This window comes from Mycobacterium sp. NGS51, from assembly GCF_059812525.1.
Map to the genome: position 1 here is coordinate 50,320 of NZ_JCALCV010000023.1, position 15,731 is coordinate 66,050.

14 protein-coding genes are annotated in these 15,731 nt (G+C 66.5%); 7 read left to right on the forward strand and 7 right to left on the reverse strand.

From position 1 onward, the window contains the following. Positions 1 to 15: 15 nt before the first annotated feature. Positions 16 to 693: an MBL fold metallo-hydrolase gene (locus tag AC5Y5W_RS22415; protein WP_500013130.1), complete on the reverse strand. Its 678-nt coding sequence runs from the start codon at positions 691 to 693 to the stop codon at positions 16 to 18. Between the two features lie 91 nt (positions 694 to 784). Here AC5Y5W_RS22415 and uvrA point away from each other — a divergent pair, with 91 nt between their 5' ends. Beyond that, a complete protein-coding gene (gene uvrA / locus AC5Y5W_RS22420) occupies positions 785 to 3,685 on the forward strand; it encodes an excinuclease ABC subunit UvrA (RefSeq protein ID WP_500013132.1) in 2,901 nt (966 codons plus the stop codon). Here the strand turns inward: uvrA and AC5Y5W_RS22425 are convergent. The 5 genes from AC5Y5W_RS22425 to lysX form a co-directional block, all read right to left on the reverse strand. After that, the gene (locus tag AC5Y5W_RS22425; protein ID WP_500013134.1) at positions 3,682 to 4,866 is read right to left on the reverse strand and encodes a winged helix DNA-binding domain-containing protein; all 1,185 of its coding nucleotides are present in this window, start codon (positions 4,864 to 4,866) and stop codon (positions 3,682 to 3,684) included. The two genes, uvrA and AC5Y5W_RS22425, sit on opposite strands and share 4 nt — an antisense overlap. Next, positions 4,867 to 5,082: a hypothetical protein gene (locus tag AC5Y5W_RS22430; RefSeq protein ID WP_500013136.1), complete on the reverse strand. Its 216-nt coding sequence runs from the start codon at positions 5,080 to 5,082 to the stop codon at positions 4,867 to 4,869. It lies immediately after the preceding gene. Positions 5,083 to 5,091: 9 nt separating this feature from the next. Continuing rightward, complete coding sequence (locus tag AC5Y5W_RS22435) at positions 5,092 to 5,508, reverse strand: DUF6653 family protein (protein ID WP_500013138.1); 417 nt, start codon at positions 5,506 to 5,508, stop codon at positions 5,092 to 5,094. A 9-nt stretch (positions 5,509 to 5,517) separates the two neighbouring features. Next, positions 5,518 to 6,891: an alpha/beta hydrolase gene (locus AC5Y5W_RS22440; protein WP_500013182.1), complete on the reverse strand. Its 1,374-nt coding sequence runs from the start codon at positions 6,889 to 6,891 to the stop codon at positions 5,518 to 5,520. 112 nt (positions 6,892 to 7,003) lie between these two features. Next, positions 7,004 to 10,327, reverse strand: a complete 3,324-nt coding sequence (gene lysX, locus AC5Y5W_RS22445; RefSeq protein WP_500013140.1) for a bifunctional lysylphosphatidylglycerol synthetase/lysine--tRNA ligase LysX — start codon at positions 10,325 to 10,327, stop codon at positions 7,004 to 7,006. A 352-nt stretch (positions 10,328 to 10,679) separates the two neighbouring features. Between lysX and infC the strand changes: the two genes are divergently transcribed. Genes infC through AC5Y5W_RS22465 form a run of 4 tightly spaced genes read left to right on the forward strand, consistent with a single transcriptional unit; the run spans position 10,680 to position 12,698 of the window. Continuing rightward, a complete protein-coding gene (gene infC / locus AC5Y5W_RS22450; protein ID WP_500013184.1) occupies positions 10,680 to 11,276 on the forward strand; it encodes a translation initiation factor IF-3 in 597 nt (198 codons plus the stop codon). An 18-nt stretch (positions 11,277 to 11,294) separates the two neighbouring features. Then, complete coding sequence (rpmI, locus tag AC5Y5W_RS22455) at positions 11,295 to 11,489, forward strand: 50S ribosomal protein L35 (protein ID WP_499898714.1); 195 nt, start codon at positions 11,295 to 11,297, stop codon at positions 11,487 to 11,489. A gap of 32 nt (positions 11,490 to 11,521) precedes the next feature. Next, on the forward strand, positions 11,522 to 11,911 hold the full coding sequence (gene rplT / locus AC5Y5W_RS22460) for a 50S ribosomal protein L20 (RefSeq protein WP_065013169.1): 390 nt from the start codon (positions 11,522 to 11,524) through the stop codon (positions 11,909 to 11,911). A 16-nt stretch (positions 11,912 to 11,927) separates the two neighbouring features. Beyond that, positions 11,928 to 12,698: a TrmH family RNA methyltransferase gene (locus tag AC5Y5W_RS22465; protein WP_500013141.1), complete on the forward strand. Its 771-nt coding sequence runs from the start codon at positions 11,928 to 11,930 to the stop codon at positions 12,696 to 12,698. Here AC5Y5W_RS22465 and AC5Y5W_RS22470 read toward each other — a convergent pair whose 3' ends face one another. Beyond that, on the reverse strand, positions 12,699 to 13,778 hold the full coding sequence (locus AC5Y5W_RS22470; protein ID WP_500013143.1) for an oxygenase MpaB family protein: 1,080 nt from the start codon (positions 13,776 to 13,778) through the stop codon (positions 12,699 to 12,701). 204 nt (positions 13,779 to 13,982) lie between these two features. Between AC5Y5W_RS22470 and AC5Y5W_RS22475 the strand changes: the two genes are divergently transcribed. Together AC5Y5W_RS22475 and AC5Y5W_RS22480 are read left to right on the forward strand one after the other, a co-directional pair. Then, positions 13,983 to 14,909, forward strand: a complete 927-nt coding sequence (locus AC5Y5W_RS22475) for an adenylate/guanylate cyclase domain-containing protein (RefSeq protein WP_500013145.1) — start codon at positions 13,983 to 13,985, stop codon at positions 14,907 to 14,909. Positions 14,910 to 14,918: 9 nt separating this feature from the next. Beyond that, complete coding sequence (locus AC5Y5W_RS22480; protein WP_500013146.1) at positions 14,919 to 15,704, forward strand: rhomboid-like protein; 786 nt, start codon at positions 14,919 to 14,921, stop codon at positions 15,702 to 15,704. Positions 15,705 to 15,731 lie beyond the last annotated feature (27 nt).

The window sequence follows — 15,731 nt, forward strand, 5'->3', positions numbered from 1 at the left end:
CGTTTCGCGGTGCTTTTACCAGCCGCGCTCGCGCCACTCGGCGAGGTTGGGCCGCTCGGCGCCGAGCGTCGTGTCATCGCCATGGCCGGGATAGACGACCGTCGCGTCGTCGTAGACGTCGAACACCCGGGTAGTCACGTCGTCGAGCAGCTGGCTGAAGTCGCCGGGCTGCCAGGTCTTGCCGACTCCGCCCGGAAACAGGCAGTCGCCGGTGAACAGCTGGGTGGCATCGCCGGCCGCGGGTCCGCCGAGCGCCAACGCGATCGAGCCCGGGGTGTGGCCACGCAGATGGATGACGTCGAAGCTCAGCTTGCCGATCTGCACGGTGTCGCCGCCGTCGAGGAGACGGTCCGGCTTGACCGGCAGCGGATCGGCGTCGATCTGGTGTGCGGCGGTCGCGGCGCCGGTGGCTTCGGCCAGGGCAGTCAGCGCCTGCCAGTGGTCGAAGTGCTGGTGGCTGGTCACGATCAGCGACACCTTCGGGGCGTAGCGTCGCACCAGGTCGATCAGGATCTCGGCGTCGTTGGCAGCGTCGATCAGCAGCGTTTCCCCGGTCTCGGAACACGTCACCAGGTAAGCGTTGTTGTCCATGGGGCCGACTGACGCCTTGACGATCGTCGCGCCCGGCAGGGTGCGGCGGGCGGCGGAGCCCGGCTCGACGTGCCCGGTGTAGTTGTCGTCGAGGGTGGTCATACCGGTCACGGTACTGGTCGGGAGTTGCTTGTCGGTACCGGCACATAGCATGGAAACGACGTGTGTGATGACTCGTTTGGAAAGGAATGCGTTGGCTGACCGCCTGATCGTCAAGGGTGCGCGTGAACACAATCTGCGCAGTGTTGATCTTGATTTGCCGCGCGACGCATTGATCGTCTTCACCGGCCTGTCCGGTTCGGGAAAGTCTTCGCTGGCGTTCGACACGATCTTCGCCGAGGGGCAGCGGCGCTATGTGGAGTCGCTGTCGGCCTATGCGCGTCAGTTCCTGGGCCAGATGGACAAACCCGACGTCGACTTCATCGAAGGCCTGTCACCGGCGGTGTCCATCGACCAGAAGTCGACCAACCGCAACCCGCGGTCGACAGTCGGCACGATCACCGAGGTGTACGACTACCTGCGGCTGCTCTACGCCCGCGCCGGCACCCCGCACTGCCCGGTCTGCGGCGAGCGGATCGCCCGCCAAACCCCGCAGCAAATCGTCGACCAGGTGCTGGCGATGCCCGAGGGCACGCGCTTTCAGGTGCTGGCCCCGGTGGTGCGCACCCGCAAGGGCGAGTTCGTCGACCTGTTCGAAAAGCTCAACTCCCAGGGCTACAGCCGGGTCCGAGTCGACGGTGTGGTGCACCCGCTGACCGAGCCACCGAAGCTGAAGAAGCAGGAGAAGCACGACATCGAGGTGGTGGTGGACCGCCTCACCGTCAAAGCCAGCGCCAAGCAGCGGCTCACCGATTCGGTGGAGACCGCGCTGAACCTGGCCGACGGCATCGTGGTACTGGAGTTTGTCGATCACGAACACGACGCCCACAACCGCGAGCAGCGGTTCTCCGAGAAGCTGGCGTGCCCCAACGGGCATTCGCTGGCCGTCGACGACCTGGAGCCGCGGTCGTTCTCGTTCAACTCGCCCTACGGCGCCTGCCCGGAGTGCAGCGGGCTGGGCATCCGCAAGGAGGTCGACCCCGACCTGGTGGTGCCCGACCCCGAACTCACGCTGGCCGAGGGCGCAGTGGCGCCGTGGTCGATGGGCCACACCGCGGAGTACTTCACCCGGATGATGGCCGGCCTCGGCGACACCATGGGCTTCGACGTCGACACCCCGTGGCGAAAGCTACCGGCCAAGGCGCGCAAGGCGATTCTGGAAGGCTGCGACGAGCAGGTGCACGTGCGCTACCGCAACCGCTACGGTCGCACCCGCTCCTATTACGCCGACTTCGAAGGCGTGCTCGCGTTCCTGCAGCGGAAGATGGACCAGACCGAGTCCGAGATGATGAAGGAGCGCTACGAGGGCTTCATGCGCGACATCCCGTGCCCGGAGTGCGACGGCACGCGGCTGAAGCCGGAAATTCTGGCGGTCACGCTGGCGGCGGGGGGTCGCGGCAAGAAATCCATCGCCGAGGTCTGCGAACTGTCCATCTCCGACTGCGCGGACTTCTTGAACGCGCTCACGCTGGGTCAGCGTGAGCAAGCCATCGCGGGGCAGGTGCTCAAGGAGATCCAGTCGCGGCTGGGCTTTCTGCTCGACGTCGGTTTGGAATACCTGTCGCTGTCGCGGGCGGCGGCGACGCTGTCCGGCGGTGAGGCGCAACGCATCCGGCTGGCCACCCAGATCGGCTCCGGGCTGGTGGGGGTGCTGTACGTGCTCGACGAGCCGTCGATCGGGCTGCATCAGCGCGACAACCGCCGGCTCATCGAAACCCTCACCCGGTTACGGGCTTTGGGTAACACGCTGATCGTGGTCGAACACGACCAGGACACCATCGCGCATGCCGACTGGATCGTCGACATCGGACCGGCGGCCGGTGAGCACGGCGGCCAGATTGTGCACAGCGGGACCTACGACCAGCTGCTGCGCAACAAGAAGTCGATCACCGGCGCCTACTTGTCCGGAGCGGAAAGCATTGAGGCGCCGGCGATCCGGCGTCCCGTAGACAAGCGGCGGCGGCTGACGGTCGTCGGTGCGCGCGAGCACAACTTGCGCGAGATCGACGTGGCCTTCCCACTCGGCGTGCTCACTTCGGTGACCGGAGTTTCCGGTTCCGGGAAGTCGACGCTGGTGAACGACATCCTGGCCGCGGTGCTGGCCAACAAGCTCAACGGCGCACGGCAGGTTCCGGGCCGGCACACTCGGGTCACCGGGCTCGACCACGTCGACAAGCTGGTGCGCGTCGACCAGTCGCCGATCGGGCGCACACCGCGCTCCAATCCGGCGACCTACACCGGGGTCTTCGACAAGATCCGCACCCTGTTCGCCGCCACCACCGAAGCCAAAGTCCGCGGCTACCAACCCGGGCGGTTCTCGTTCAACGTCAAAGGCGGCCGCTGCGAAGCGTGTTCGGGCGACGGCACCATCAAGATCGAGATGAACTTCCTGCCCGACGTCTACGTGCCGTGCGAGGTGTGCCAGGGTGCCCGCTACAACCGGGAAACACTCGAAGTGCATTACAAGGGCAAGACCATCTCCGAAGTGCTGGACATGTCCATCGAGGAGGCGTGCGGCTTCTTCGAGCCGATCACCGGCATTCACCGTTACCTGCGCACGCTGGTCGACGTCGGTCTCGGCTATGTGCGCTTGGGCCAACCCGCACCGACCTTGTCCGGCGGCGAGGCGCAGCGGGTGAAGCTAGCCTCCGAGTTGCAGAAGCGCTCCACCGGGCGCACCGTCTACATCCTCGACGAGCCCACCACCGGTCTGCACTTCGACGACATCCGCAAACTGCTGGGCGTGATCAACGGCCTTGTCGACAAAGGCAATACGGTCATCGTCATCGAGCACAACCTTGACGTGATCAAGACGTCGGACTGGATCATCGACATGGGGCCGGAGGGCGGCGCCGAGGGTGGCACCGTCGTGGCCGAGGGAACGCCCGAGGACATCGCCGCGGTGCCGGAGAGCTATACCGGCAAGTTTTTGGCCGAGACACTCGGTGTGCCGGCCACTCCAGCGCCACGACGGCGGCGCCGGGTCAGCGCCTAGCGGCCAGTCCCGTTAGCCGCCTTGGACAATGGCGACGGGAACCGCGGGCTGACCCGCACCCCGTTGAGCCATCCGGTGAGCTCATCGGCCCGTTGCTGCAGGGCGCGCCGCCCATCAGCACCGGGGTCTTCGAGCAGTTGCAGCCGGACGCGGGCGTCGGCGTCCTGGCACCAGCCCCCGACCACACGTCCGTTCCACCACGCGGTGGGGCCGGCGTTGCCATTCGTGTCGAACACCTGGCCGCGGTGGTCGCCCAGATACCAACCGCGTTGATACCAACCCATGGTGGTGGCGTCGAGCCCGGGCAGCAGCGCACCCCACGGTTCGACATCGGGTTCCGGCTCGAGATCGTCGGCCAGCCCGTATCCCGGCGTGCCATCCAAGTCGACAGCCACCGCACCAATCTCGCCCAGCGACTTGCGCACCGCGGTCAATGTGATGCCGAACCACCACTTGATGTCCTCGACGGTAGCGGGCCCGAATGTGCGCAGCCACCGTCGGGTCAGTTCGGCGCGCGCAGCATCAACGGGTACCGGCTGGCCCGGCTCGCCGACCCAACGGGCGGTGCTTGTCCATCGCGGACGCGACGTGGTCCACGTGCCGTCGTTGGGACCGCGCACGATATCGCCACGGGCGGACAGCACCGTCAGCACCCGAGGAGCCAGCGGAACCGGCCCGCCCCAACGCTTTCCGGGTGCTGGATCATGGGTTCCGGCCAGCTCTGGCAGCGCTGCCCGCAGTTCGGCGCTACTGGCGTGTTGGTGCTCGTCCAGATAACGCAGCACCGCAGCGCCCGCCCTATCCAGCCAGCGTTCGCCGTCGGTTGCGACACCGGCCTTTTGCACATCTGCGATCAGTCGACGACGTTCGTTGGCCGCGACCCGCTCACTGGCTGCCGGCTGGACCGTCGCCAGGTCCCCGGCGTTCACCAGCCACAGCGTGCGACGCATCGCCAGATGTTTGACCATAGAACGCTTCCGGTACAGCTGCGCGTCGAGCTCGTCGATGATGAAGCCCGGCTTTCGGGCCCACAGCGACAGATACGGCGTCGCGGGGTCGGTGGCATGCAGTCCCACCAGTCCGGCGGCGATCGCGGTAATCGATGCGGAATCGGTGCTCGACAGAAAATGTCTGCGCGCTAAGCGGTTCCGCCGCTCACCGCTGGTGAATGACCGGACCACTCAGTGGGTATCCTTGCGCATCGATGCGCGGATTTCGGCCAGTCGGTCAGCAGCCGCCTGCTGCCGTTCCCGGTACTGTTCGTCGACGGTGCGGCCTGCTGCGCTTTCCGCGTCGAGTTCGGCTGCGCCGAGGGACGTTTGGTAGCGAGCTTCGATCTTCTCGCGGACCGAATCGAACGTCGGCGCACCGGCGTCATCGTATTCCGGGTCGGGCATGGCGCCAGGTTACCTGCCGCGATCGAGGTAGCGCACCATCTGCTGCCAGTACACCATCGTCAGCGCCATCGCGACCACGGTTGCCGCTGCCATTGCGGCGATCCGGCGGCGACGCGCGGCGACGATCGCAACGACGGTGGCAGCAGACGTCGCGGCGCTCACGACGGCGGCGCTGTCGTTGGGCCGCCGGGTGATCCACAGCTCCTCGCCCAGCATGGCGCGGGTGGCCCAATTGCTCTTGTCGACCGGTTCCGGGAACACCACCGGGTTGATTGCGAACCACAGCCCGACCGCTGCGGCGTGGCTCCACTTGCGTGTCCAGACCGGCAGCAAGAGCAGCGGTGTGCTTGCCCAGCGGGTCCATGCGCTCCACGGATTGGAGTGCCGCGCGAATATCGCGCGGCGGGTGCGCGCGATCGATGGCATCAAGCGAGGTTATCTGCCGCCAGTGGGTGGCCCCGGCGGGGCCGGCAACGCGCTGCGCGGCACCCCCGGCGTGCCGAGTTGGCCGGCCAGCCATGGCAGGGCCGCAGTGAATACCCGGCCGGCGAACGGCCAATCGTGCTTGCCCGGCTGAGCGACGACCGCGCAGTCGATGCCGTGGGCCCGCCCGAGCGTGCAGAGCGAATCAGCGGCCGCAGCGGTGTCGCTGAGTTTGGCCGTGCCGCCTCGGTGGTCGGTGCCTGTGGTGCCGGTGTCGGCCACCGTGACGGTGTGCGACGTCTGCGGACCGGCCGAGTTGATCGCGAACCAGCCCGAGACCCCGCTGTAGCGTCCATGTCTGGTGATCACGGTGGTCGGGTCGAAGGCGGCCCAGGCCTGGGCGCTGCCGCCGAACAGTCTGGCAATCGTTTGCGCCTTGGTGCCCGAGTTCGGGGCGAGGTCCCCGGCGATATCGACGAAGGCGCTGAACATGTCCGGGTGCATCACCGTCAGGTCCACCGCGCACGTGCCGCCCATCGACCAGCCCACGACGCCCCAGTTGGACCGCTCAGGGCTGACTCCGAAGCGTGAAACCATGTATGGCACAACATCTTTAGTGAGATGATCAGCGGCATTGCCGCGGCTGCCGTTGACGCATTCGGTGTCGTTGTTGAATGCCCCGCCGGAGTCGACGAACACCAGCACCGGCGCGTTGCCGTCGTGGGCGGCGGCGAAGTCGTCGATCGTCTTGACCGCATTGCCGGCTCGTAGCCAATCGGCCGGAGTGTTGAATTCGCCGCCGACCATCATCACGGCCGGCAATCGCGGGGGAGGGTTGGAAGCGAACCAGGCCGGCGGCAGATACACCAGCTCGCCGCGATGCTTGAAATGTGACGCGTCGGCGGGAATTGTCACTTGGACCACGCTGCCGCGCGGCGGCCGGACGCCCTTGCCGGCCATCGCGGTAACGGTGGCAGCGTCGGTCTGGTCTGGCAGCGGACCGGCGGTGAGCTGGTTCCAGGCCGTCTGCACCGTGGGGAAATACCCGACCCACTCGTTGAGCGCCAGTGCGGAGCTGGCCAGGCACAGCGGCACGGCCACTACCGACGCGGCTCGTCGCCACCAGCGCGCGCCCGGCCAGCCCAATAGCAGCACGGCGGCGGCGACACCGGTCAACGCAATCCACATCCACAGCGTGCGGGGCGCCGGTTCGCCGGCCAGGCCGTCGTCGGCGATCTGCCAGTACGCCCAACACGTCACCGCAATTCCCACCGCAGCCGCGACCGGAAGCCATACCAGCCGCCAACGACGCGACCGCCACCCGACCGCGAGGACCAAGACGACCGCGGCCACGGCTTGCACAGTGATCGGAACCCAGCCATGCATCAGCGAAGTGTGGTGGCCCACCAGCAGCGGCGCGGCCACAATCGCCGTCGATGCAGACACAGGACCTATTCTGATCTGCGATTCTGAGCGCCGGCTGTGAAACGCGCCGAAATCAACGCGGTTTAGCCAGCGGGAAGGGCAACGTCTCGCGGATGCTACGGCCGGTGACGAGCATGACCACCCGGTCAACACCCATCCCCAGGCCCCCGGTGGGCGGCATCGCATACTCCATCGCCTGCAGGAAATCCTCGTCGAGCTCCATCGCCTCCGGGTCTCCGCCGGCGGCCAGCAGAGACTGCGCCCGCAACCGACGCCGCTGCTCCAGCGGATCGGTCAACTCGCTGTAGGCGGTCCCCAGCTCGACGCCCCACGCCACCAGATCCCAACGCTCCGCGACCCCTGGTTCAGTGCGATGCGGCCGGGTCAACGGTGACACCGACGTCGGAAAATCCGTGTAGAACGTCGGCAGTTCGGTACGTGCCTCGACTAGCTGCTCGTAGAGTTCCAGCACCACCGCGCCCGCATCCCAGCGGGGGCGGTAGGGGATGCCGATGGCATCACACAGTTTGCGCAGTGTGGCCAGATCCGTTCCGCTGTCGACTTGCTCACCGAGTGCCTCCGACACCGCGTCATGCACGGTCTTCACCGGCCACACACCGGAGATGTCGACCGGTTCCAGGTTGCCGTCGGCATCGTCGGATCGCGGTCGCATCACCACCGGCACATCGTTGGCGGCTGCGGCGGCGTTCTGAATCAGTTCCCGGCATCCGTCGACCCACACCAAGTAGTCGGCGTGCGCCTGGTAGGCCTCCAACAAGGTGAACTCCGGGTTATGGCTGAAGTCCACGCCCTCGTTGCGAAACGCCCGGCCCAGCTCGAACACTCGCTCCACACCGCCGACGCACAGCCGCTTGAGGTACAGCTCCGGCGCGATGCGCAGGTAGAGGTCAAGGTCGTATGCGTTGATATGGGTGACGAACGGTCGGGCAGTCGCGCCGCCGTGGATCTGCTGCAGAATCGGGGTTTCGACTTCGAGAAACCCCTTGGCTGTCAATGTCTCCCGAATCGAGCGCAGCACGCTGCTGCGCGCCGTGATGAGCTGACGCGATTCAGAGTTGATCGCCAGGTCGACGTAGCGGGTGCGGACTCGGGCTTCCGGGTCGGCAAGCCCCGTCCACTTGTTCGGCAGTGGTCGCAGACATTTACCGATCAACCGCCAACTGGTGACGATCAGCGACCGAGTGCCGGTCCTGCTGAGCCCCAGGTGGCCGGTAACCTCGACAAGGTCGCCCAGGTCGATGGCCCTGGTGAAATCCGCAGTGCGGCTCTGCTCGAGGACCGAATTATCCAGCAGCAGCTGCATTTCCCCCGACCAGTCGCGCAGCTGGGCGAACAGCACGCCGCCGAAGTCACGGATCCGCAGCACACGTCCGGCCACCGAAACGGTCGCCTCGTCGACGCTGTCCAGTGCCTGCATGATCGGGTGAGTTGGCGGATGCCCGACGGGATAAGCATCAATCCCGCTGTGTTGCAGCTTCTTCAGCTTCGCCAACCGGACCCGCATCTGCTCGGGCAGGCGGGTTTGACGGTCCTCGGTTTCGGAGACCTCGGCGTGCTGAAAGCCAGAGACGTCGGGAGCCCGGCCATCGTGATGCAACAGCCCGGTTTCCACCAGCACCGACGGCACCGACGGACGATGGCCGGTGTGCTGCTCGTTGCGGCGAGAAAACGGCAGCACCAGAAAACCCTCGGCGATCACCGACGCGACACCCACCCGCGGAATCAGCCGGGCGTCTTCGTAGCAGGCGTATCGGGGTAGCCACTGCGGCTGGTATTTCATGTTCGAGCGATACAGCGTCTCCAACTGCCACCAGCGTGAGAAAAACACCAGTAAGCCCCGCCACAACCGGGCCACCGGGCCGGCGCCGAGCTGAGCGCCCTGCTCGAACGCCGAACGGAACATCGCAAAGTTCAGCGAAATACGGTTGATGCCAAGGCGTTCGGCATTCAGCGTAAGGTCGCTGACCATGAGTTCGATGGTGCCGTTGGGTGATTGCGGTGAACGACGCATCAGGTCCAGCGAGACTCCGGTTTGCCCCCAGGGCACCAACGACAGCATCGCCACTACGTCGCTGTCGCCATGCAGCGCCTCGACCAACAGGCAATCGCCGTCGGCGGGGTCACCGAGACGACCCAGCGCCATCGAAAACCCTCGCTCGGTCTCGGTGTCGCGCCACGCATCCGCGCGGGTGATCAACTGTGCCATTTCGTCGCCTGCGATGTCGCGGTGCCGGCGGATGCGGACCGACAACCCCGCCCGGCGGGCCCGGGTCACCGCTTGGCGCACTGCGCGCATATCGGGGCCGGACAACTTGAATTCCGCGGTATGCAGGATGGCTTCGTCACCCAATTCCAGAGCGTTGAGTCCCGCTTCCCGAAAAGCTTTAGCCCCTTGAGAACTGGCGCCCATGACCCCGGGGGCCCACCCGTAGGCCTGGCAGAGCTGCAGCCACGCGCCAATGGCTTGTGGCCATGCCTTCGGGTCGCCCACCGGGTCGCCGCTGGCCAGGCAGACGCCGACCTCGACGCGGTAGGTGATCGCGGCGCGACCGCTGGGCGCGAAGATCACCGACTTGTCGCGGCGCGTGGCGAAATAGCCCAGCGAATCGTTGTTTCCGTACAGTTCCAGCAGCCCGCGGATGGCCGATTCGTCCTCGCCGGTCAGCGCGCTCTCGGCGCGTTGGGACTGAAACAGCACGATCGCTGCCACGATCAGTGCGAGTGCGCCCAAGAGGCCGAACAGATCATTGAGGAAAAGATGTGGTTTCCCCGCAAACGACGCCTGCCCGGCCAGCGCAAAGCCGACCACTCGGTCCGCTACATAGAGGAGCCGGTCGCCGCGGTGCAGCGACCCCGGAAACAACTCGACCAGTCCCCACGACAGCGCAATCCCGAGCACCCACCCCGCGATGAGCGCCGCGGCCGACTTGTATAGCGCCCCGCGCCGAACTTTGGCCCAAAATTCGCGATAGGCCAGCACCAGAACTACGACTGCCGCCACATGCAGCGCAAGCCCGAGGCTCTCGCCGAACACCTTCAGCGCGCTATCGCCGCCCTGCGCCAGTTCCAGGCCGTTGATTGCGGCGGCAACCAGCAGATTTCCGACCAGGATCCACCAGGCGATACGTTTGCGTGCGGTCAGAGCCGCCGCAAGCAGCGCCAACACGAACGACCAGGCGAAACTGGTGTCGGGGAAGTTGAACAGATAGTCGTTGATGAATTCTCGCGGCACTTTGATGACCCAGCGGACCAACGGCGACACACTGGCCAGCAGCGACAACGTCGCGATAACCCCGACGGTCCACCCGGCTGCGGCAGGAACCCAGTGATAGCGCGAGGCAGAAAGGCGCCCGGAGCGGGGCGCAACAAGTGTCACAGACCGCGAGGATATGCCCTCAGACCGCGAATCGCCTGAGTACGCGGCTGCCGGATGACCGGCTGTCGCATCAGCACTGCTAGACTTGCCTGCGCGACCGTCCCGGCGAAGGCCAGGGACAGCAAGTGGAGTCCCACTCCCACCGTTGGCCAGACCGGCTTAACGGTCCGGTCACCGGCATCCCGAGGGTGCCTGTTCTGCGAGCGACGCAGGCGGCTCGATCCGCGACCGGTCGGCACGGGCCCTGCTTACGCAGGGCTTTTTCGCTGGTGGCGTGGTATTTCTACCGCTGGATCTCCGACACCGGCCGGCCGCTGCCGGAAAGCTATATCCATCGAGCCCAGGAGGCCCCATCAGCACTGAGACCCGCGTCAACGAGCGCATTCGCGTACCTGAAGTCCGTTTAATCGGCCCGGGAGGGGAGCAGGTAGGCATCGTGCGTATCGAAGATGCACTGCGCGTCGCCGCCGACGCCGATCTCGACCTCGTCGAAGTCGCACCGAACGCCAGACCGCCGGTCTGCAAGATCATGGACTACGGCAAGTTCAAATACGAGGCGGCGCAGAAGGCGCGCGAGTCTCGCAAGAACCAGCAGCAGACCGTCGTCAAGGAACAGAAGCTGCGACCCAAGATCGACGATCACGACTATGAAACCAAGAAGGGCCACGTCGTCCGATTCCTGGAGGCCGGGTCGAAGGTCAAGGTCACCATCATGTTCCGCGGACGTGAGCAGTCGCGCCCCGAGTTGGGTTACCGGCTGCTGCAACGGCTGGGCGCCGACGTCGCCGACTACGGGTTCGTCGAGACGTCGGCCAAGCAGGACGGACGCAACATGACCATGGTGCTGGCACCGCACCGCGGCGCGAAGACTCGCGCCAGGGCGGCGCAGCAGGCCGGCGAGCCCGCCGGCCCCACACACGGTGACGACGCCGAAACTCCATCGAACTGACAGCAGAACTGAGGACACATGCCCAAGGCCAAGACCCACAGCGGGGCTTCCAAGCGGTTCCGGCGTACCGGTACCGGGAAGATCCTGCGTCAGAAAGCAAATCGCCGGCATCTGCTCGAGCACAAGCCGTCCACTCGCACCCGCCGCCTGGAAGGGCGCACCGCCGTGTCGGGCCACGACACCAAGCGGGTCAACAAGATGCTGAACGGCTGACCAGCCCAACCACCCGACGATAGGAACACCCCATGGCACGCGTGAAGCGGGCGGTCAACGCCCAGAAGAAGCGGCGCACCATCCTGAAGGCTTCGCGAGGTTATCGCGGTCAGCGATCCCGGCTATACCGCAAAGCCAAAGAACAGCAACTGCATTCACTGAACTACGCCTACCGTGACCGTCGCGCGCGCAAGGGCGAGTTCCGCAAGCTGTGGATCGCGCGGATCAACGCGGCGGCCCGGGCCAACGACATCACCTACAACCGGTTGATCCAGGGACTCAAGGCCGCCGGTGTCGAGGTCGACCGCAAGAATCTCGCCGAAATCGCGGTGAGCGATGCTGCGGCGTTTACCGCCCTGGTCGATGTCGCCCGCGCCGCACTGCCCGAAGACGTCAACGCGCCCTCCGGAGAGGCTGCCTGAGCTTCGCGGCAGTCAGGTGCTCACCGAACGCTCGACCCGGGTGGTCGCGGCGGTCAAACTGCATCGGCATATCGCTCGGCGGCGGTCCCGGCGGTTTCTGGCGGAAGGCGCCCACCTTGTCGAGGCGGCGTCTCGCCACGGACTGATTCGGGACGTCTTCGTCACCGAGTCAGCCGCCCAGCGACACGCCGCGCTGCTGGACGCGCAGGATGCCCCGGTGCATCTGGTCACTGAGCGCGCCGCAAAGGCGTTGTCGGACACGGTGACTCCGGCTGGCTTGGTCGCGGTGTGCGAGATGGCGTCCGCCACCCTCGACGACGTGCTGACTGGCGCGCCCCGGCTGGTCGCCGTTGCCGTCGAGATCAGCGAACCGGGCAACGCCGGCACCTTGATTCGCATCGCTGACGCGATGGGCGCCGCCGCGGTGATCCTGGCCGGTCACAGCGTCGATCCCTACAACAGCAAGTGTCTGCGCGCTTCCGCTGGAAGCATCTTTTCCATCCCGGTCGCGCCCGCGCCCGATGCCGGTAACGCGGTTGCGTCGCTGCAGGCCGCCGGCTTGCAGGTGTTGGCCACCACGCTGGATGGCGAGCTCTCGCTCGACGACGCCGACCTCGCCACCCCTACGGCGTGGCTGTTCGGGCCGGAATCGCACGGTCTTTCAGCGATGGTGGCGCAGCGGGCACACCACCGCGTACAGATTCCCATGCCGGGCGGCGCGCAGAGCCTCAATGTGGCTGCGGCCGCAGCGATTTGCCTTTACCAGAGCGCGCGGGCGCTGCGCTGATCAGGCCGCTCTACCGCGGCCGCGCGTGGGTCGCAGACCAGCCAACGAGAACGTTGTGTGCACGAACGATCCGGCGCGCTCAATGATGTTCTTCGCGGGGTGGGCGCGGGGCGGGAAGTAGTGCATCGGCATACCGCGACGATCGCGTGGCGGCGCCATGAAGCCCGGTGCCTCCACCAGCGGGGCGTCGGCCGGGAGCCGGCCCGCCGCCCGGCGGTAGGCGGCCAACGCGCGCGGATGCAATCGGATCTCGTCGGGCACCGCCAGAAAGGCCAGCTCGACTGCTTTGCCGAAGAGCCGCAACAATACTTCGTCGCCCGGCGTCCACCGCATGCCGGCCTTCTCCCGAACCGCCGGGTCGAACAGTCCGGCCGCTATCCAGCGCTGTCCGGCCGTCAACGGCCTGAACAACTGATCCCACATCGGCGTGGGCATCAGCACGAATCTTGGTTTGGGGATCCGGATTTGGAAGATGTCCAGGGTGGCCTGGTTGATCTCCAGCTCGTCCTGGCACATGCGGACCCAATACTCCTGGAAGTCTTCCCAGGATTTCGGCACTGGCCGCATGCTCATCCCGTACATCCGGTACCACTGCACATGCTCGTCGAACAGTTGGCGCTTCTCGGCCTCGGTCAGCCCACCGCAGAAGTATTCGGCCACCTTGATCACCAGCATGAAGAACGTCGCGTGTGCCCAATAGAACGTTTCCGGGTTCAGCGCGTGATAGCGGCGGCCGGACGCGTCGACGCCCTTGATGGTGTGGTGGTACTGCTTGATCTGCTCACCAGTGTGTTGCGCTCGCTCGCCGTCGTAGACCACGCCCATGATCGGATACACCGAGCGGGCAACGCGTTGCAGCGGTTCGCGCAGCAGGATCGAGTGCTCCTCGACGCCGGCGCCCAACTCCGGATACATGTTCTGGATCGCGCCGATCCACACGCCCATCATCCCGGTGCGCAGGTCGCCGAAATACTTCCAGGTCAGCGAATCCGGGCCCAGGGGCTCGGCGTTGGCGGCGGCATCGTCGCTATGCGTGACGAGGGCGGGCTCGACCGACGGTATCGATTTCGTCGTGGTCATCGCGACCTCCTGGCTGCTGATAACCCCACGATAATGTTGACAACAAACGTTGTCTACGATTTCCGTGGTGTGCCGCGCCGACGTGTTACCGACTGTCGACCGTGCTGAGGCAAGCGCGTGATCAGGCGGTTTGACGTCAACGGTGGCGGACGCCACTACGACGGTCGTTGCCGCGCTCTTCGGGCAGCACCTAGGCTGGACGCCGTGGACCTCGGGCCCGATTCGGCGTCCGGCGAGCCCGAGCAAGCGGCGACCACGCCGGCCACGCCTTCGTCCAAAGACCGCTCTCCGGTGTCGATACACGGAGCGGCGGATTGGCTGCGCGACAGAAATCAAAGCGCGGGAGTCGTCGACTTCATCCGGCGCGCCCGCCGTGCATTACCCGGCGATCCTGAATTCGGCGATCCGTTGTCCACCGCGGGCGAGGGCGGTCCACGCGCCGCGGCACGGGCCGCGGGGCGGCTACTCGGCGGCCGCGACGGGGCGTCGCGTCAGGTCGGTCTCGGCGCGCTTCAGGTGTGGCAGGCGCTGACCGAAGCTGTCGCCCGCAGGCCGGCCAACCCAGATGTGACGTTGGTGTTCACCGATCTGGTGGGTTTCTCGTCGTGGTCGTTGCAGGCCGGTGACGACGCGACGTTGATGTTGTTGCGGCGGGTGGCCCGCGCCGTCGAGCCGCCGCTATTGGATGCCGGTGGGCACATCGTCAAACGGATGGGCGACGGCATCATGGCGGTGTTCGCCGATCCGCTCGTCGCGGTCGGCGCGGTCTGCGCTGCCGTGCAGGCAGTGAAAGCGGTCGACGTGGCCGGCTATCGACCGCGGATGCGGGTCGGAATCCACACCGGACGTCCGCAGCGGCTGGCCGGCGACTGGCTCGGCGTCGACGTCAACATCGCGGCCCGGGTAATGGAACGCGCCACCAAGGGCGGCATCATGATCTCCGGCACCACCCTGGACGAGCTCGCCCAGGCTGATTTGGACGAGTTGGGAGTGGTGGCCAAACGCACCCACCGATCGATGTTCGCGGCCAAGACGCCCGGGCTTCCTCCCGAACTGGCCCTCTATCGACTCAGAACTGCCAGGGACCTGTCAGGTACCGACGAAGCGGAAGACGACGATGCTGAGGCATAGTAGATGTCGATGATCGCCGATATGCTCACCCGGCTCGCCCGGGTCCGGATCACCGTCGGTTACGCAGCGATTCTGACAGCGGTCAGCACGGCACTCCTGGTTCTCGGTCCGCAGGCGCAGGCGCAGGCCATTCGCAATGCCAGCACCAATGTTCACAACCTGGCGCACGGGCACCTGGACACACTGTTCGGCAGTGCATTCGTCACCGATGCCGGGCCGATCTACGTCTGGTTGCCCGGACTGGTATGCCTGCTCGCCCTGGCCGAACTGATCTGGCACAGCGCCCGGATGACCGTGGTGTTCGTCACCGGACACATCGGCGCGACACTGCTTGTCGCGGCCGGTATCACCGCGGCGATCAAGCTCGGCTGGTTGCCGATGTCGATTTCGCACGCCAGTGACGTCGGCATGAGCTACGGGGCCGTCGCGGTGCTGGGAGCGCTGACCGGCGCCGTGCCGGCGCGCTGGCGGCCGGTGTGGATCGGCTGGTGGGTTCCGGCCGCTGTGGCGGCTGCGGCCGTCGGTGCCGAGTTCACCGACGCCGGGCACGCCGTCGCACTGGTGCTGGGCATGCTGGTCGCCACCCGGTTCGGGCGACCGACTCCGTGGACGCCGGTGCGGTACGTGCTGTTGAGCGTCGGGGGTGCCTTCGGGTTTTTGATGCTGGCGCACACCCCGTGGTCGGTGTTGGCCGGTGTCGGTGTGGGCGCCCTGGGCGCGCTGACGGCGGACGGGATCATCCGGCTCCGCACGCTGCGCCGGCCGCTGCCGATGGCCGAGTTGTCCGCCGCCTGACCCCGCACTCCGAGCACGCCGGACGCC

Bases quoted from the DNA above. Each gene is read 5' to 3' on its own strand.
- AC5Y5W_RS22415 (WP_500013130.1), bottom strand. From the start codon at position 693: ATGACCACCCTCGACGACAACTACACCGGGCACGTCGAGCCGGGCTCC.
- AC5Y5W_RS22430 (WP_500013136.1), bottom strand. From the start codon at position 5,082: ATGCCCGACCCGGAATACGATGACGCCGGTGCGCCGACGTTCGATTCG.
- AC5Y5W_RS22435 (WP_500013138.1), bottom strand. From the start codon at position 5,508: ATGCCATCGATCGCGCGCACCCGCCGCGCGATATTCGCGCGGCACTCC.
- AC5Y5W_RS22440 (WP_500013182.1), bottom strand. From the start codon at position 6,891: ATGCATGGCTGGGTTCCGATCACTGTGCAAGCCGTGGCCGCGGTCGTC.
- rpmI (WP_499898714.1), top strand. From the start codon at position 11,295: ATGCCCAAGGCCAAGACCCACAGCGGGGCTTCCAAGCGGTTCCGGCGT.
- rplT (WP_065013169.1), top strand. From the start codon at position 11,522: ATGGCACGCGTGAAGCGGGCGGTCAACGCCCAGAAGAAGCGGCGCACC.
- AC5Y5W_RS22470 (WP_500013143.1), bottom strand. From the start codon at position 13,778: ATGACCACGACGAAATCGATACCGTCGGTCGAGCCCGCCCTCGTCACG.
- AC5Y5W_RS22480 (WP_500013146.1), top strand. From the start codon at position 14,919: ATGATCGCCGATATGCTCACCCGGCTCGCCCGGGTCCGGATCACCGTC.